The 16748-nt window shown below is 67.8% G+C and carries 16 protein-coding genes; 6 read left to right on the forward strand and 10 right to left on the reverse strand.

The features are described from left to right. Positions 1-14 precede the first annotated feature (14 nt). The 5 genes from M9917_RS17610 to lepB form a co-directional block, all read right to left on the reverse strand. The gene (locus tag M9917_RS17610) at positions 15-641 is read right to left on the reverse strand and encodes a LabA-like NYN domain-containing protein (protein WP_297255855.1); all 627 of its coding nucleotides are present in this window, start codon (positions 639-641) and stop codon (positions 15-17) included. Positions 642-782: 141 nt separating this feature from the next. After that, positions 783-1328: a sugar O-acetyltransferase gene (locus M9917_RS17615; RefSeq protein WP_297257109.1), complete on the reverse strand. Its 546-nt coding sequence runs from the start codon at positions 1326-1328 to the stop codon at positions 783-785. An 11-nt stretch (positions 1329-1339) separates the two neighbouring features. Next, positions 1340-2248, reverse strand: coding sequence for a GTPase Era (gene era / locus M9917_RS17620; RefSeq protein ID WP_297255857.1), 909 nt, complete (start codon positions 2246-2248; stop codon positions 1340-1342). Then, positions 2241-2972, reverse strand: coding sequence for a ribonuclease III (gene rnc, locus M9917_RS17625; protein WP_297255859.1), 732 nt, complete (start codon positions 2970-2972; stop codon positions 2241-2243). The genes era and rnc overlap by 8 nt, the downstream gene beginning before the upstream one ends. Next, entirely contained in the window at positions 2969-3736 is a 768-nt protein-coding gene (gene lepB, locus M9917_RS17630) for a signal peptidase I (RefSeq protein WP_297255861.1), read from the reverse strand. The genes rnc and lepB overlap by 4 nt, the downstream gene beginning before the upstream one ends. 228 nt (positions 3737-3964) lie before the next feature. Between lepB and aqpZ the strand changes: the two genes are divergently transcribed. Next, positions 3965-4678 (forward strand): aquaporin Z, encoded by a 714-nt coding sequence (gene aqpZ, locus M9917_RS17635; protein ID WP_297255863.1) that lies wholly within the window; start codon positions 3965-3967, stop codon positions 4676-4678. Between the two features lie 7 nt (positions 4679-4685). On the opposite strand, the gene acpS is transcribed toward aqpZ, so the two are convergent. Together acpS and M9917_RS17645 are read right to left on the reverse strand one after the other, a co-directional pair. Further along, positions 4686-5087, reverse strand: a complete 402-nt coding sequence (acpS, locus tag M9917_RS17640; protein WP_297255865.1) for a holo-ACP synthase — start codon at positions 5085-5087, stop codon at positions 4686-4688. Beyond that, a complete protein-coding gene (locus tag M9917_RS17645) occupies positions 5084-5848 on the reverse strand; it encodes a pyridoxine 5'-phosphate synthase (RefSeq protein WP_297257110.1) in 765 nt (254 codons plus the stop codon). Before M9917_RS17645 ends, acpS begins: the two co-directional genes overlap by 4 nt. A 183-nt stretch (positions 5849-6031) precedes the next feature. Here M9917_RS17645 and M9917_RS17650 point away from each other — a divergent pair, with 183 nt between their 5' ends. The 5 genes from M9917_RS17650 (at position 6032) to parC (ending at position 13934) form a co-directional block, all read left to right on the forward strand. Then, the gene (locus M9917_RS17650) at positions 6032-7750 is read left to right on the forward strand and encodes an ATP-binding protein (RefSeq protein ID WP_297255867.1); all 1719 of its coding nucleotides are present in this window, start codon (positions 6032-6034) and stop codon (positions 7748-7750) included. Between the two features lie 109 nt (positions 7751-7859). Continuing rightward, positions 7860-8249 (forward strand): DNA-directed RNA polymerase subunit omega, encoded by a 390-nt coding sequence (gene rpoZ, locus M9917_RS17655; protein ID WP_297255869.1) that lies wholly within the window; start codon positions 7860-7862, stop codon positions 8247-8249. A gap of 148 nt (positions 8250-8397) precedes the next feature. Next, positions 8398-10602, forward strand: coding sequence for a RelA/SpoT family protein (locus M9917_RS17660; protein ID WP_297257111.1), 2205 nt, complete (start codon positions 8398-8400; stop codon positions 10600-10602). Positions 10603-10710: 108 nt separating this feature from the next. Further along, positions 10711-11454 carry a DNA repair protein RecO gene (recO, locus tag M9917_RS17665; protein WP_297255871.1) on the forward strand — a complete coding sequence of 248 codons (744 nt, stop codon included), beginning with the start codon at positions 10711-10713 and terminating at the stop codon, positions 11452-11454. A gap of 233 nt (positions 11455-11687) precedes the next feature. Then, complete coding sequence (gene parC, locus M9917_RS17670; protein WP_297255873.1) at positions 11688-13934, forward strand: DNA topoisomerase IV subunit A; 2247 nt, start codon at positions 11688-11690, stop codon at positions 13932-13934. Positions 13935-14010: 76 nt separating this feature from the next. On the opposite strand, the gene M9917_RS17675 is transcribed toward parC, so the two are convergent. The 3 genes from M9917_RS17675 to M9917_RS17685 form a co-directional block, all read right to left on the reverse strand. After that, positions 14011-14610 carry an outer membrane protein gene (locus tag M9917_RS17675; RefSeq protein WP_297255875.1) on the reverse strand — a complete coding sequence of 200 codons (600 nt, stop codon included), beginning with the start codon at positions 14608-14610 and terminating at the stop codon, positions 14011-14013. An 81-nt stretch (positions 14611-14691) separates the two neighbouring features. Further along, the gene (locus M9917_RS17680; RefSeq protein ID WP_297255877.1) at positions 14692-15714 is read right to left on the reverse strand and encodes a DUF2336 domain-containing protein; all 1023 of its coding nucleotides are present in this window, start codon (positions 15712-15714) and stop codon (positions 14692-14694) included. A 194-nt stretch (positions 15715-15908) separates the two neighbouring features. Continuing rightward, positions 15909-16673, reverse strand: coding sequence for an arginyltransferase (locus M9917_RS17685; RefSeq protein WP_297255879.1), 765 nt, complete (start codon positions 16671-16673; stop codon positions 15909-15911). Positions 16674-16748 lie beyond the last annotated feature (75 nt).

A 16748-nucleotide genomic window follows, 5' to 3' on the forward strand; every position in this document is an offset into this window, starting at 1 on the left:
GGGCGCCCCGCGCTTTACCCCTCGGCCGGTTCGTCGCCCTGGCGGATGCCGTAGCGCCGCTCCAGCGACGGGTTGCCGGGGGCGGCGGGCGCGGCGCCGCCGCGGCTCGTGCGCTCGGCCGGGTCGCGGCCGATCTTCTGCGCGAGCTGGGCGAGGTCGACGAACTCGTCGCATTGCCGGCGCAGCTCGTCGGAGACCATCTGCGGATTGGTCGAGATCGTCGACACCACCGAGACCTTGACGCCCTTGCGCTGCACCGCCTCGACCAGCGGGCGGAAATCGCCGTCGCCGGAGAACAGGTAGATCTGGTCGAGATGCGGCGCGAGCTCCAGCATCTCGATCGCCAGCTCGATATCCATGTTGCCCTTGACCCGGCGCCGGCCGGTGGCGTCGGTGAACTCCTTCGCCGCCTTGGTGACGACCCGGTAGCCGTTATAGTCCAGCCAGTCGACCAGCGGCCTGATCGAGGAATACTCCTCGCTTTCCACCAATGTGGTGAAATAGAAGGCGCGGATCAGGTTGCCGCGCCCCTGAAACTCGCGCAGCAGACGCCGGTAATCCATGTCGAAGCCGAGTTGCTTCGAGGTCGCGTAGAGATTGGCGCCGTCGATGAAAAGCGCGATGCGCGGTGCGCCGCTCATGGCAATGACTCCTGCTGAAATATCTCAAGTAAACAAACTGCCCGCAAAACGCGGTTTAACAATGTCGTTTCATGACTGAAATCAGACAAGTTTCAAGTCGCCGCGCCCGGCGGCACGGCGTGGATCATCCCTGCCACGGCGTCAGGGGCGCAGGCGGGCGGGATTGCCGACCGCGATGCGGCCGGCGGGCACGTCGCGCGTGACCACGCTGCCCGCGCCGATGATCGCGTCGTCCCCGATCGTGACGCCGGGCAGGATGATCGCCCCGCCGCCGATCCAGACATTGCGGCCGATGCGGACCGGGCGGCCGAATTCGAGCATCTGCCGCCGCTGTTCTGGGTCGCGCGGATGATCGGCGGTCAGGATCTGCACGCCGGGGCCGATCTGCGTGCCCTCGCCGATGGTGACAGCGACGACATCGAGGATGACGCAGCCGAAATTGAGGAAGACGCCGTCGCCGAGGCTGATGTTGTAGCCGTAATCGCAATGGAAGGGCGGGCGGATGACGACCCCCTGACCGACATGGCCGAGAGCTTCGCCGAGCAGCGGCAGCCGCTGCTCGGGCGTCGCGGTGGTCGCGTTGAAGCGCTCCATCCAGGCGCAGATGCGGCGATGGTCGGCGACGAGCTCGGGGCAGTCGGCACGGTAGAGCGCGCCGGCCAGCATCTTGTCCTTCTCGCTGCGCATCGCCGCGCCGCTCAAGCCTTGCCCTTGGGGAATTCCAGCCCCATCTCGCGATAGCGCTCCGGATCGTCGCTCCAGTTCTCGCGCACCTTCACGAACAGGAAGAGATGGATCTTGGCCTCGGCGGCTTCGGCGATCTCGGCGCGGGCCTTCTGGCCGATCGCCTTGATCGTCTGGCCGCCTTCGCCGAGCACGATCTTCCGCTGGCCCTCGCGCTCGACATAGATCGTCTGCTCGATCCTGACCGAGCCGTCCGGCTTCTGCTGCCAGCTCTCGGTCTCGACGGTCGAGCGATAGGGCAACTCGTCGTGCAGCCGCTCGAACATCTTCTCGCGGGTGATCTCGGCGGCGAGGAAGCGCAGCGGCGCGTCAGAGATCTGGTCCTCCGGATAGAGCCAGGGGCCGGGCGGCAGGCGCGTCTCCAGCCAGGCGAGGATGTCCTTGACGCCGTAGCCGGTCAGCGCCGCGACCATGAAGGTCGCCTCGAAGCGGCCCAGCGCGTTCACCGCCGCGGTGATGGCGAGCAGCTTCTCCTTCGGCACGGTGTCGATCTTGTTGAGGACCAGGAATTTCGGCTGCTTCAGCTCGGAAAGCTTCTCGAGCAGCGCCGTGTTCTCCTCATGGTCGAAGCGTCCGACATCGACGAGCACGCCGATCAGGTCGGCATCGGTCGCCCCGCCCCAGGCGCTCGTCACCATGGCGCGGTCGAGCCGGCGCTTGGGCGCGAAGATGCCCGGCGTGTCGACGAAGACGATCTGCGCCGCGCCGGACAAGGCGATGCCGCGCATCTGCGTGCGCGTCGTCTGCACCTTGCGCGAGACGATCGAGATCTTGGCCCCGACGAGCTGGTTGATCAGCGTCGACTTGCCGGCATTGGGCGCGCCGATCAGCGCGACGAAGCCGCAGCGCGTGGTTTCAGGCATCGCCGCTTCCCAGGTTGTCGTTCCACAGGCCCTCGCGCCGGAGGAAGGCTTCGGCCGCCGCCTGCTCGGCCAGCCGCTTGGAGGGGCCGCGCGCCTCGGCGTCGGAAAGTCCGTTGATCTTCGCCGCCACGACGAAGACCGGGGCATGGTCGGGGCCGGAGCGGGCGCGCTCGCTATAGGTCGGCGTCGGATAGCCCCGCCCTTGCGCCCATTCCTGCAGCGCGGTCTTGGCGTCGCGCAACGGTCTCACCGGCTTCAGCAGGCGTTCGCCGAAGGCGCGCTCGACCAGCGCGCGCGCCGCCTCGTAGCCGCCGTCGATGAAGACCGCCCCGATGATCGATTCGCAGGCATCGGCCAGGATCGCCTGGTTCTTGCGCGCCCCGCCCAGGATCTCGCCCTCGCCGAGCCGCATGAACTGGCCGAGGTTCCAGCCCTGCGCCACCTCCGCGCAGGTCTCCTTGCGGACCAGATCGGCGAGCCGGCGCGAGAGATTGCCCTCTTCCGATTGCGGGTAATGCCTGAACAGCAGATCGGCGACCGACAGGCCGAGCACCCGGTCGCCGAGGAATTCGAGGCGCTGATAGCTCGCCAGCCGCGAATCCTCGGCGCTCATGTGGGTGAGCGCCGTGGCGAGCAGGGAGGGATCGGCGAAACGGTGCCCCAGCGCGGCTTCGAGCCGCGCGGTGTCCGGCGCCTTGCGCCCGCCTTCGCCCGCCTTGCTCACTTGATGGTGCTGAACAGGCGGTTCCAGCGAACCGTTGCGGGCCATTCCCAGATCTTCCAGGCGGAGGCGCCGTCCTCGATCGAGAAGAAGATGATCTCGGCGCGCCCGACGAAGTTCTCGAACGGCACGAAGCCGACGCTGCGGTCGCGCGAATCGAGCGAGTTGTCGCGGTTGTCGCCCATCATGAAGAAATGGCCGGGCGGCACGGCGAAGACCTGGGTGTTGTCGAAGGTGCCGGTGTCGCCCTCGCGCTCGATGATCTCGTGGCTGACGCCGTTCGGCAGCGTCTCGCGATAGCGGATCACCGGCGCGCTGCGGCCCCAGTTGTCGGCGGTGGCGTAGTCGGCGATGCGCTCGCGCTTCACCGGCTGGTTGTTGATGTGCAGGATGCCGTCGATCATCTGGATGCGGTCGCCCGGCAGGCCGATGACGCGCTTGATGTAGTCGGTCGAATTGTCGCTCGGCAGCTTGAACACGGCGATGTCGCCGCGCTGCGGCTCGGCCGCCCAGATCCTGCCTGAGAACAGCGGCGGGCTGAACGGGATCGAATGCTTCGAATAGCCGTAGGTGTATTTCGACACGAACAGGTAGTCGCCGATCAGCAGCGTCGGGATCAGCGAGCCCGAGGGGATGTTGAAGGGCTGGAACAGCAGCGTGCGGATGACGAGCGCGATCAGCAGCGCCTGGACGACGACCTTGATCGTCTCGAGGATGCCGCCTTCTTCCTTGGCCGCCTTGCTCTTGCTGTCGACGTCGTTGGCCACGCGGGGCGCTCCTGAGGCTCGTTCCAGCGCGGTCTAGCCGACTATCGTGCCTGCGACAACGCGCAAGAACGGAAGGGGGAAGGACGCCGGGCGCTGGCATAAGGATGAGGGCGGTGAATCCAGGACGGGAAAACGGCAGGATCAGGGCGGTTTTCGGCAAGCGTGCGGATTGACGGGGTTGATTTTCGCCAACAGCATCACAGTCGCGCGACATTCGAGGATTCGCTCATGAGCACGAAGAAATTAGCCGCCGAGGCCATCGGCACCTTCTGGTTAACCTTCGCCGGCTGCGGCAGCGCGGTGATCGCCGCCGGATTTCCGAATGTCGGGATCGGCCTGCTCGGCGTATCGCTCGCCTTCGGCCTCACAGTCGTGACGATGGCCTATGCGATCGGCCACATCTCCGGCTGCCATCTCAATCCGGCGGTGACGGTCGGCCTTGCCGCCGGCGGGCGCTTCCCGGCCGGGCAGGTCGTTCCCTACATCGTCGCGCAGGTCGTCGGCGCGATCGTGGCCGCGGCGGTCCTCTACATGATCGCGAGCGGCGCGCCGGGCTTCGATGTCGCCAAGGGCTTCGCCTCGAACGGCTTCGGCGAGCACTCGCCCGGCAAGTACGGCCTCGGCGCGGCCTTGCTGATGGAGGTCGTGATGACGATGATGTTCCTCTTCATCATCATGGGCTCGACGCATGGCAAGGCTCCGGCGGGCTTCGCGCCGCTGGCGATCGGCTTGGGCCTGTGCCTGATCCACCTCGTCAGCATCCCGGTGACGAACACCTCGGTGAACCCCGCCCGCAGCACCGGCCCGGCGCTCTTCGTCGGCGGCTGGGCGCTCCAGCAGCTCTGGCTGTTCTGGGTGGCGCCGCTGATCGGCGGCGTTCTCGGCGGCGTGGTCTATCGCTGGCTGAGCGACGAGCCGGAAGGCCAGGTCACCGGCCGCTGAGGCCGGCTCACCCGATCGGCCGCGCCTCGATCACCACGAAGGCTTGCGCCAGAGGCGGGTCGTCGGTCAGCGAGACATGGACGATGGCCTCGCAACCTTGCGGGGTCATCGCCTTCAGCCGCGCGAGCGCGCCGTCCCTCAGCCGCATGGTCGGGCGCCCGCCGGGCAGGTTGACCACCTCCATGTCGCGCCAGAACACGCCGTGCCTCATGCCGGTGCCCAGCGCCTTGGCGCAGGCTTCCTTCGCGGCGAAGCGGCGGGCATAGGAAGCGGCGCGCGTCGCGCGGCGGTCCGATTTCGCCCGCTCGCCCTCGGTGAAGACGCGGTGGGTGAAGCGCTCGCCGAAGCGCTCGAGCGAGCGCTCGATCCGGCGGATGTCGCAGAGGTCGGAGCCGATGCCGAGGATCATGCCTGGGCCCGGCTCCGCTTGCGCCCCTCGTCCATTGCCTGCCGCATCCGGCCGATCGCCGCCTCGAGGCCGATGAAGATCGCCTCGCCGATCAGGAAATGGCCGATGTTGAACTCGACGAAGGCCGGCACGGCAGCGAGCGTCCGCGCGGTGTCGTAATCGAGCCCGTGCCCGGCATGGACCTCGAGGCCGAGCTTCGCCGCCAGCGCCGCGCCCTCCGCCAGCCGCCGGAACTCGGCCTCAGCCTTCCGCGTCTGGCCATCGGCCTGCGCATGGCACCAGCTTCCGGTATGCAGCTCGACCACCGGCGCGCCGAGCTTGACGGCCATCGCGATCGGCGCCTCGTCCGGCTCGATGAACAGCGAGACGCGGCAGCCGGCCGCCTTCAGCCGGGCGATGCGGGGGGCAAGCCCGCTTTCCTGGCCGACGACGTCGAGCCCGCCTTCGGTGGTGCGCTCCTCGCGCTTCTCCGGCACGAGGCAGGCCGCATGCGGCTTCAGCCGCTCGGCCAGCGCGATCATCTCCTCGGTTGCCGCCATCTCGAAGTTGAGCGGCCGGGTCAATTCGGCGGCGAGGCGCTCCATGTCGGCGTCGCGGATATGGCGCCGGTCCTCGCGCAGATGGGCGGTGATGCCGTCGGCGCCGGCGGCGACGGCCAGATGCGCCGCCCTGACCGGATCGGGCACGGCGCCGCCGCGCGCGTTCCTGACCGTGGCGACATGGTCGATGTTGACGCCCAGGCGCAGCCGTCCGGCCATGATGCGATATCCTCAGTTGCCCGCGACCTGCTTAGACGAAAGTGGCGGGCCGGCTCAAGGCGGGGCGCTCGACATCCTTTTGCCGGGCGGAGCGATCACGCGGATTGGCGGCGCGCCGTGAAGGTATTCGTAACCCGCTTCCTGTAGCGTCAACCCGTCACGCTTCCAGGGTTTCGTGCGCATCCGATGCAACTTCCATTGAACAACGCGGCTTTCCGGAACGACATTTCGCCCGACAGGCGCGACAATCACCAGCCACCCGAGCGGGCGCTGGGCCGGGTGATCGCCTGCGACGGCTCGCGCGCCACGATCCTCAGCGCGGTCTCGACCGGAAACTGGCAGGCGAGCGATGCCTGGGCCATCGGCCGGATGGTCTCGATCAATCTGGGTGCGAGCCGCATCGTCGCCCTGGTCTACAAGCTGCACGCCGTCGAAGCCGCCTGGAGCGAGGCGGAAGAGAATCCGATCCGGGTCGAGGTCGAGTTCCTCGGCGAGGTGCTGGAAAGCGACACCGGCGAGCGGCCGCGCTTCCAGAGCGGCATCACCACCTTTCCGCCGATCGGCGCGGTCGCGCACCGCATCCGCTCCGGCGATCTCGCGCTCGTCCATGATCTCGGCGACCGGGCCGGCGTCGAGATCGGCCATGTCACGCAAGATTCGAGCATCCCGGCAACCGTCAGCATCCAGGACATGCTCTCGCGCCATTTCGCGCTGGTGGGCACCACCGGCGTCGGCAAGTCGAGCGCGGTCTCGCTCCTGCTGCGCCGGGCCGTTTCGGTGCGGCCGCGGCTGCGCGTGCTCATCCTCGATCCGCACAACGAATATTCCTCGGCCTTTCCCGACCTCGCCTTGACCATCGACGGCGACAGCCTCGACCTGCCGTTCTGGATGTTCAGCCAGGAGGAGCTCACCGATGTCGTCTTCCGGGGGCGGCCTGCCCCCGACGACGAGGCGGATATCCTGCGCGAGGTCGTCATCGCAGCCCGCGCCCGCTATCGCCAGCCCAAGGCACAGGAGATGGCGCGCGATCTCGGCTCCAGCCTGCTGAAGCGCCCGCTCGATATGGGCATGTCGCGCCAGCCGGCGGAGGCCGCGCCGACCGGTGGTGGCGGCGATCTCGCCACCCCCTATCGCCTCAAGGACGCCTTCGCCGTCATCGACGAGCTGATCGGCCTGCACGAGCAGCGTTGGCCGCGCGGCGCCCTGCGCGCGCTCAAGGTGCGGCTCGAGGCGCTCCACAACGATCCCCGCTACCGCTTCATGTTCGGCCGCGCCAACATGTACGAGACGGTGGCGCCGATCCTGGCGCAGGTCTTCCGCGTTCCCATGCACGGCCGGCCGATCACCGCCTTCCAGCTCGGCGGCCTGCCGGGCGAGGTGGTGAACGCGGTCGCCTCGGTGCTGTCGCGGCTCGCCTTCGATCTCGCTGCGGCGAGCCAGGGCGCCTGCGAGATCCTGGTGCTCTGCGAGGAGGCGCATCGTTACGTCCCCTCGGATATCGCGCTCGGCTTTGCGCCGACGCGGCAGGCGCTCGCCCGCATCGCCAAGGAAGGCCGCAAATACGGCGCCTATCTCGGCATCGTGACGCAGCGCCCGGGCGAGCTCGATCCGACCATCCTGTCGCAATGCTCGACCGTCTTCGCGATGCGGCTGGCAAACGAGCGCGACCAGCAGATCATCCGCTCGGCGATCTCCGACGCTTCAGCCAGCACGATCGCCTTCCTGTCCTCGATCGGCAACCGCGAGGCGATCGCCTTCGGCGAGGGCGTCGCCACCACGATGCGGATGCGTTTCGCCGAGATCAGGCCGCAGGAGCTGCCGGCGATGGGCGGGCGGATCATCGAGGAGAGCGAGCAAAGGCGCGAGCCGACGCTGGACGACATGGTGCGGCGCATGCGCGCCTGAGGCGGGGCCGGGGAAGCAGGGCAGCGAAATTCTTGCATCGTGGCGGCTTTGCCTGTAAGGGCTGCCCGATCCATTTCCCTCGCATCGCTGAGATCGGAAGAAGCCGGCCATGGCTCGCGTTACCGTTGAAGACTGCATCGACAAGGTCGAGAACCGCTTCGAGCTGGTGCTGCTCGCCAGCCATCGCGCGCGGATGATCGCGTCGGGCTCCTCGATCCTCGTCACCCGCGACAACGACAAGAACCCCGTCGTCGCGCTGCGCGAGATCGCCGACGAGAAGCTCAAGCCCGAGGATCTGAAGGAAGACCTGATCCACTCGCTGCAGAAGCATGTCGAGGTCGACGAGCCGGAGCCGGAGACCGTGCCGCTGCTCGCCAACCCCGCCGCCGCGTCGACCCCCGACAGCGAGGTCCAGTTCGACCGGATGAGCGAGGAGGACCTGCTGCGCGGGCTCGACGGCCTCGTCCCGCCGACCGAGAGCGCCGACGACGAGGACTGACCGATCGTTCACCGTCTTGCGTTAAAGCCCGGCAATGCCGGGCTTTTTTCTTAAGCCCGCCCCCGAAAAACGCCTTGCCGCCGCCGATGTCTGTGCAAATATTCACCCGTTGCAACGATCGCGGAACGAGGCTGGGACCCGCATGGCCATGATGCGGCAATATGAGCTCGTCGACCGGGTCAGGAGCTACAATCCGAATACTGACGAGGATCTGCTCAACCGGGCCTATGTCTATGCCATGCGCGCGCATGGCACGCAGAAGCGCGCCTCGGGCGACCCGTTCTTCGCCCATCCCCTCGAAGTCGCGGCGATCCTGACCGATCTCAAGCTCGACGACGCCACCATCGTCGCGGCCGTCCTGCACGATACGGTCGAGGATACGGCCGCGACGCTGGAGGAGATCGAGAACCTGTTCGGGCCGGACATCCGCCGGCTCGTCGACGGCCTCACCAAGATCAAGAAGCTCGACCTCGTCTCGAAGAAGGCGGCACAGGGCGAGAACTTCCGCAAGCTCCTGCTCGCCATCGCCGAGGATGTCCGGGTGCTGCTGGTCAAGCTCGCCGACCGGCTGCACAACATGCGCACCCTGCATTTCGTCCCGCCGGAGAAGCGCCTGCGCATCGCCGAGGAGACGATCGAGATCTACGCCCCGCTCGCCGGGCGCATGGGCATGCAGGAACTGCGCGAGGAGCTGGAGGAGCTCTCCTTCCGCCACATCAAGCCCGAGGCCCACGCGACCGTGACCAAGCGCCTCGAGGAGGTGACGGCGCGCGAGGGCGCCGTCATCGGCGAGATCGAGGAGGATCTGAAGCAGAAGCTCGCCATGAGCGGCATCAGGGCGGAGGTCTCCGGCCGGCGCAAGCGCCCCTATTCGATCTGGAAGAAGATGGAGCGGAAATCCGTCTCCTTCGAGCAATTGTCGGACATCTTCGGCTTCCGCGTCATCGTCGAGAAGCCCGAGGATTGCTACCGCGTGCTCGGCCTCGTCCACATGACCTGGCCGATGGTGCCCGGCCGCTACAAGGACTACATCTCGACGCCCAAGCAGAACGACTACCGCTCGATCCATACGACCGTGGTCGGGCCGGGCCACAGCCGCGTCGAATTGCAGATCCGCACCGACGCGATGGACCGCATCGCCGAATACGGCATCGCCGCCCATGCCCACTACAAGGACGGCCGCCCCGGCGACCCCGGCCAGCTCGGCGACGAGAGCCGCGCCTATCAATGGCTGCGCCGCACCGTCGACCTCCTGAACGAGGGCGACAGCCCCGAGGAGTTCCTTGAGCACACCAAGCTCGAGCTCTTCCACGACCAGGTCTTCTGCTTCACGCCGAAGGGGCGCCTCATCGCCCTGCCGCGCGGGGCGACACCGATCGACTTCGCCTATGCAGTCCATACGGACGTCGGCAACAGCGCCGTCGGCGCCAAGATCAACGGCCGCATCGCCCCGCTGCTGACCGAGCTGCAGAACGGCGACGAGGTCGAGATCACCCGCGCCGACGGGCAGGCGCCGCCCGCCGCCTGGGAATCGCTCGTCGTCACCGGCAAGGCCCGCGCCGCCATCCGCCGCGCGACGCGCGCCGCCGTGCGCCGGCAATATGCCGGCCTCGGCCGCCAGATCCTCGAGCGCGCCTTCACCCGGGCCGAGCGCGCCTTCTCCGACGACAAGCTGAAGGCGGCGCTGAAGCGGCTTGCCCGCACGGCGGTCGACGACGTGCTCGCCGCGGTCGGGCGCGGCGAGATGTATTCCGGCGACGTGGTCAAGGCGGTCTATCCCGACCTCGAGCCGGAGAAGCGCGCCGACGGCAAGCCGGCCGCCGCCGCCAACGGCAAGGGCTGGTTCGAGCTGCGCCAGGGCGAGAACCTCAAGTTCAAGCTGCCGGGCGAGGCGCCGGACACCGCGATCCCGATCCGTGGGCTGGGCGGCGACCTGCCGGTGCGCTTCGCGCCCCAGGGCGGGGCGGTGCCGGGCGACCGCATCGTCGGCATCATGACGCCGGGCGAGGGGGTGACGATCTACCCGATCCAGTCGCCGGCGCTCGCCGCCTTCGACAACGAGCCGGATCGCTGGCTCGATGTCCGCTGGGACCTCGACGACAAGGCGCCGCAGCGCTTCCCGGCCCGGATCGCGCTGAAGTCGATCAACGAGCCGGGCTCGCTCGCCCAGATCACCACGACGATCGCCGAGCATGACGGCAATATCGACGCCGTCCAGATGGAGCGCCCCAATCAGGACTTCACCGACGTCACCATCGATCTGACCGTCTGGGACCTGAAGCACCTCTCGGCGATCATCAGCGAGCTGCGCGAGAAGCGGGTGATCAGCCGGGTCGAGCGGGTGGTCGGGTAGGGTTGCGGCCGCATTCCTCATAAGGGCGCGGGGAACCCGCGCTTGTGCCCGGAGCGCGTTGCCAAGGAAGCGCTGGAAACATACGCCCTGTTCGCTCTAAATCCAGCCATGGAATGGACCGACGAGGGCACGATCATCGGCCTGAAAGGACATGGCGAGAGTGCCGTGATCCTGGAGGTGATGACGCGCCATCACGGCCGCCATCTCGGCCTCGTCCGTGGCGGGCGCTCGCAGAAGACGCTGCCGCTGCTCCAGCCCGGAAACAGCGTCGCGCTGAGCTGGCGGGCAAGGCTCGACGAGCATCTCGGCGAATATAGGGTCGAGCTCATCACCTCCCACGCCGCCCGGCTGATGGTCGCCCCCGTCGCGCTCTACGGGCTCGCGACCATCGCGGGCCTCCTGCGCCTGCTGCCGGAGCGCGATCCCCATCCCGGCCTGCACGAGGCGCTTTGCGTCCTTATCGCCCATCTCGACGAGATCGAGCTCGCGCCGGCGCTGATCGTCCGCTTCGAGCTCGCCATGCTGGCGGAGCTGGGCTTCGGGCTCGATCTGGCGCGCTGCGCCGTCACCGGCTCGCCCGACGATCTCAGCCATGTCTCGCCGAAATCCGGCAAGGCTGTCAGCCGCCCGGCTGCGCAGCCTTACCTAGACCGGCTGCTGAAGCTGCCGGCCTTCCTCGCCGAGGGGCAGGGCGGACGCCGGCCGTCCCCGGCCGATCTTCTGGCGGGCTTTGCCCTGACCGGCTTCTTCCTGCGCCGCCACATCTACGAGCCGCGCGGCCTGAGCGAGCCGCCGGAGCGGGCGCGGCTGATCGAGCTTGCCCGGCGCAGTGCGGAATTACCCACCGGTTGAGCGCGAAAACCCGGCTCACGCATTTGCGCGGGCGGCTTCGTACCTGCATTGTTCTGGCGGGGCGACTCGCGCCGTGCCATAGAGCATTGCGCGAAAAAGTGGGTACCGGTTTTTCGCGCGGAGCAATGCTCTAACTTTAAGAATCGATCACGTGTTTCGCATTCAGACGGTGCCGTCTGAATGCGACGTGATCGAGATGGCGCGAAATGCGACGAGACGAGGGCTGAGGCAGCATGGGCAAACCGGTCGATCCGCCGCCGGAGGACGAATCCGAGCGCATCGATCTGAAATCGGCGCTCGAGGAGCGCTATCTCGCCTATGCGCTCTCCACCATCATGCACCGGGCCCTGCCGGATGCGCGCGACGGGCTGAAGCCGGTCCACCGCCGCATCCTGCACGCCATGCGGCTGCTCCGGCTCGATCCGGGCCAGGTCCACAAGAAATGCGCCCGCATCGTCGGCGACGTCATCGGCAAGTTCCATCCGCATGGCGACCAGTCGGTCTATGACGCGCTGGTGCGCCTCGCGCAGGATTTCGCCCAGCGCTATCCGCTCGTCGACGGGCAGGGCAATTTCGGCAATATCGACGGCGACAACGCCGCAGCCTATCGCTACACCGAAGCGCGCATGACCGAGGTCGCGCGCCTCCTCCTCGACGGCATCGACGAGGACGCGGTCGATTTCCGCGAGACCTACAATGGCGAGGACGAGGAGCCGGTGGTGCTGCCGGCCGCCTTCCCGAACCTGCTCGCCAACGGTTCGCAGGGCATCGCGGTCGGCATGGCGACGTCGATCCCGCCGCACAACGCCGCCGAGCTCTGCGACGCCGCGCTCTACCTGATCCAGCACCCGCAGACGACCTCCGAGCAACTGATGACCTTCGTGCCGGGGCCGGATTTCCCGACCGGCGGCATCATCGTCGAGAGCCGTGCCTCGATGGCGGAGACCTACCGCACCGGCCGCGGCGCCTTCCGCACCCGGGCGCGCTGGGAAAAGCAGGAGCTCGACCGGGGCACCTGGCAGGTCGTCGTCACCGAGATCCCCTACATGGTCTCGAAGGGCCGGCTGATCGAGAAGATCGCGGAGCTCCTCAACGAGCGGAAGCTGCCTTTAGTCGCGGACCTGCGTGACGAATCCGCGGAAGACATCCGCATCGTCATCGAGCCGCGCGCCCGCAGCGTCGACGCCAATCTGATGATGGAATCGCTGTTCCGGCTCTCCGAGCTCGAAGCGCGCATTCCGATGAACATGAACGTGCTGACCGGCGGGCTGGTGCCGCGCGTGCTCGGCCTCGCCGAGGCGCTGCGCGCCTGGCTCGATCATCGCCGCGAGGTGTTGCAGCGGCGTTCGCGCTTCCGGCTCGGCCAGATCGACCGGCGGCTGGAAATCCTGCGCGGCCTCTTGATCGTCTATCTCGACCTCGACCGCGTCATCAAGATCATCCGCGAGGAGGACGAGCCGAAGATCGAGCTGATGAAGGTCTTCGACCTCACCGAGATCCAGGCCAACGCCATCCTCGACACGCGCCTGCGCGCCTTGCGCAAGCTGGAGGAGATGCAGCTCAAGACCGAGCTCGACGAGCTCGTCAAGGAGAAGGAGCAGATCGAGGCCCTGCTCGCCTCCGAGGCGACGCAGTGGAAGACCATCGCCTGGGACATCCGCCAGGTGAAGAAGACGTTTGGCCCGGAAACCGCGATCGGCAAGCGCCGCAGCGATTTCGCAGACATGCCCGATACCGCCGGGATCGACCTGACGCAGGCGATGGTCGAGCGCGAGCCGATCACGGTCGTGATCTCGAAGAAGGGCTGGATCCGGGCGCTGAAGGGCCATGTCCAGGACCGCTCCAGCTTCTCCTTCAAGGGCGACGACGCGCTCCAGACGGCGTTCTTCACCGAGACCACGGCGAAGGTGCTGGTGCTCGCCTCGAACGGCAAGGTCTTCACGCTGGAGGCGTCCAAGCTGCCGGGCGGGCGCGGCTTCGGCGATCCGATCCGCCTGATGATCGAGCTGGAGGAGGTTGCCGAGATCGTCTCCGCCTTCCCCTACAGGCCGGGCTCGAAGCTGCTGATGGTGACGAGCGAGGGCAGGGGCTTCGTCGCCCCGGCCGACGATGTCGTCGCCAATACGCGTAAAGGCCGGCAGGTGCTCAATGTCGACGGCGATACCGTCGCGGTGCTGGCGGTGCCGGCCGACGGCGACCATGTCGCGATCATCGGCCAGAACCGCAAGCTGATCTGCTTCCCGCTTTCGGAAGTGGCGGAGATGGCGCGCGGCAAGGGCGTGCGCCTGCAGCGCTACAAGGATGGCGGCCTCTCGGACGCCAAGACCTTCAACCTGGCCGAGGGCCTGACCTGGCTCGACACGTCCGGCCGGACCTGGACGGTGGCGCCGGCCGATCTGATCGAATGGCTCGGCCACCGCGCCGAGGCCGGCCGCTTGCCGCCCAAGGGTTTTCCGAAGAGCAACAGCTTCGGGGGGTGAGGGAGCAGGTTGCCTGCCAGATCAAGGGCTTGCCCGGGAAATCGGTATCAGCTCCGCAACCGCTTGAATCAAATCCTCAGCGGATCGCCTCTCCGACGACGCCGACTTCCAGCCCCATCGTGATCTTGTCGGTGACGGCCCAGACCACGCCGGCGCGCGCCTCGGGCCTGACCGCGATGCTGCTGCGGCTGAAGGGGGACGAGAAGCCCGTGGCGCCGAAGCGCCAGGTCTCGTTGGCGGCGCTCAGGCCAACCGTCGAGTAGACCAGGACATCGGGCGTCACCAGCACGCCGGCCTTGACCTTGAAGGCGCCGGCGAAGTCGCGCGTATAAGCCATGGTGCCGAAGCTCGGATAGCCGTAGCCGCCGACGGCCGGCATGTAGTCGAGCGCGCCGGCGACGCCATAGACTAAATTGCCCTCGCGCCGCATCGTCCCGGCCTCGAGCCCGAATGTGGGGCCGGCGCTGGTGCGCATATGCTTGCCGCTGCTGACATGGAAGCCGGACGAGATGCGGGCATAGGAGCCTTCCCATTTCGGGGAGAGGCTAGGCTCGTCCCAGGCGAAGGAGGGAAGCGGGGCGAAACCCGAGAGCGGCAGGACCGCCTGCGCCCGCGCCGGTGCGCCGGCCCCGAGAAGGGCGGCCAGCGTCACGGCGGAAAGAAGCGGAAATCTCACGTCGAAGGCACCCTCGCGACCGCGCTAGCTGTCTAAGCTAGCATGGGGCGGCGCGAATGTCGCGGTTTTGTGGCGCGCGCCTCAGGCGATCTTGGTCCTGAGCTTGAGGAAGCGCAGCGTCCGTTCCGCCGTCGCGAGATCGAGCTTGCCATAGGCGTCGACGTCGTCGTCGATGTCGTGGGACGAGAAGTAGAGCCGCCGCGCCCGCAATTGCAGGATGGCGCGGAAGGCGGTCGCGCCGATGCCGAGCGAGCGGCAGGCGACGGCGATGCCGCTGGCATCGCGCTGCATCAGCACGCGCAGCGCCTGGTCGATCGAGATGTCGGCGATGTGGGACAGCACCTGCGCGAGATGGTAGGCGCGGTCCTCGTCGGCCAGCATGGTCAGTACGTCGTCGACCTCGCGCACCTTGGCGGCGAGGTCGGAGAGCAGGAGCTTGACCTCGAGGCGCTGCTGGCGCGCCTGCCGGGCGAGCGAGGCGGAGGCTTCCGTGGCCGGCGCCGCGCCCGCGCCCTCGGAGAGCTGCTCGACGATCCGCAGCACGCGCTGGGCCCGGTTCGGCGCGAGATCGGAGCGGCGGGCGAGCGCGCCGGCGATGGCGGCATCGTCCTCGCCGCGTTCGAGCAGCCGGTCGAAGCCGCGATCGGAAAAGGCCGCGCCCTCATTGGCGCTGACCGTGTGCAGCACCGCCTTGTCGCCGCGCTCGACCAGGATGTCGGTGACGCTTTCCGACAGGCGCGCGCGCTCGGCGATGGCGACGAGATGCTGCTGCGACTGGCTGACCGCGATGGCGGCGAGATCGGTATCGGTCAGGACCGGCGACAGCGACAGCACCAGCCGCGCGACCTCGGCGTTGCCGTCGCCGCCGAGCGTGACGGCGACGTTGTGCGGCAGGCTCGGCACGGCCGCGACGCGATCGGCATAGCCCTTGCGCTCTGCGTCGTTGAGATGGCTGAGCGAACCCGCCGCGATCTCCCCGTAATGCTCCTTCACCATCTCGTTCGGGTCCCCGTCGAGCAGGAAGAGATCGGTGACGGCATGGAGAAGCTGCCGGCGCGAATCCGGCGACATCTCTGCCGGCATCCGGGTCAGGTTACGCAGCATGTGGACCCCCACGACAAGGCAGTGGCACCACTTAAGCAGGTCCGGCTTGATTTACTCTTAAAGGGGAGCCGACATTTTCCGGACAACGAGGCGTTTGCGCCCCGTTGTCCGGTCCGTGGTGGGCTCGCCGCCCGCAGGCGGCAAGGTTTTCAGGTTACACAACCATAGGTTGCGATTTTCTTATCGCCCGCGCCTCACGCGGCCGGATCTTCCCGGTCGACGCGTTCCCAGCCCTGCGGCATCAGGCGCTCCTGCGGCAGGAAGCGGGCCTTGTAGGCCATCTTGGGCGAGCCCTCGACCCAGTAGCCGAGATAGACGTAAGGCAGGTTAAGCCGGCGCGCCCGGTCGATATGGTCGAGCACCATGAAGGTGCCGAGCGAGCGCGCCTCCAGCCCCGGATCGTAGACCGAATAGACCATGGAGAGCCCGTCGCCGAGCGTATCGGTGAGCGCCATCGCGAAGAGGTCGCCCTTGCCCCGCCCGGTGAAGCCGGAATCGGGGCCGCGGCGGCGGTATTCGATCAGGCTGGTCTCGACATGGGTGTCCTCGACCATCATCGCGAAATCCAGCGCCGACATCGTCGCCATGCCGCCATCGGGGTGGCGCTCGTCGAGATAGGAGCGGAACAGGGAATAATGCTCGGAGCGCGGCTTGGGCGGCAGGGCCTCGCCGATCAGGTCGCCATTGCGGGCCATGACCCGGCGGAAGCCGCGCGACGGGCGGAAATCCGCGACGCAGACCCTCACCGAGATGCAGGCGCGGCAACCCTCGCAGGCCGGCCGGTAGGCGATGCTCTGCGAGCGCCGGAAGCCGCCCTGCGACAAGACGTCGTTGAGCTCGGGCGCCCGCGGGCCGACGAGATGAGTGAACACCTTCCGCTCCTCGCGCCCCGGCAGATAGGGGCACGCGGTCGGCGAGGTCAGGTAGAATTGCGGGGCATCCCGCAATGGGCGCGTCACGTCGGCCGGCTCCCCGGAAGCTTGTAAGCATCAATCTAGCATCGGACGCATCGGCAACAAGCGCGGCGGTGCCGA

The sequence above is a fragment of the Bosea sp. (in: a-proteobacteria) genome (genome assembly GCF_023953965.1).
Lineage (GTDB): Bacteria > Pseudomonadota > Alphaproteobacteria > Rhizobiales > Beijerinckiaceae > Allobosea.

Excerpts from the sequence above, each read along its gene's own strand:
- acpS (WP_297255865.1), bottom strand. The coding sequence starts at position 5,087 with ATGATCCTCGGCATCGGCTCCGACCTCTGCGACATCCGCCGGATCGAG.
- parC (WP_297255873.1), top strand. The coding sequence starts at position 11,688 with ATGGGCAAACCGGTCGATCCGCCGCCGGAGGACGAATCCGAGCGCATC.
- M9917_RS17650 (WP_297255867.1), top strand. The coding sequence starts at position 6,032 with ATGCAACTTCCATTGAACAACGCGGCTTTCCGGAACGACATTTCGCCC.
- M9917_RS17660 (WP_297257111.1), top strand. The coding sequence starts at position 8,398 with ATGATGCGGCAATATGAGCTCGTCGACCGGGTCAGGAGCTACAATCCG.
- M9917_RS17610 (WP_297255855.1), bottom strand. The coding sequence starts at position 641 with ATGAGCGGCGCACCGCGCATCGCGCTTTTCATCGACGGCGCCAATCTC.
- era (WP_297255857.1), bottom strand. The coding sequence starts at position 2,248 with ATGCCTGAAACCACGCGCTGCGGCTTCGTCGCGCTGATCGGCGCGCCC.
- M9917_RS17680 (WP_297255877.1), bottom strand. The coding sequence starts at position 15,714 with ATGCTGCGTAACCTGACCCGGATGCCGGCAGAGATGTCGCCGGATTCG.
- aqpZ (WP_297255863.1), top strand. The coding sequence starts at position 3,965 with ATGAGCACGAAGAAATTAGCCGCCGAGGCCATCGGCACCTTCTGGTTA.
- rpoZ (WP_297255869.1), top strand. The coding sequence starts at position 7,860 with ATGGCTCGCGTTACCGTTGAAGACTGCATCGACAAGGTCGAGAACCGC.
- M9917_RS17615 (WP_297257109.1), bottom strand. The coding sequence starts at position 1,328 with ATGCGCAGCGAGAAGGACAAGATGCTGGCCGGCGCGCTCTACCGTGCC.
- recO (WP_297255871.1), top strand. The coding sequence starts at position 10,711 with ATGGAATGGACCGACGAGGGCACGATCATCGGCCTGAAAGGACATGGC.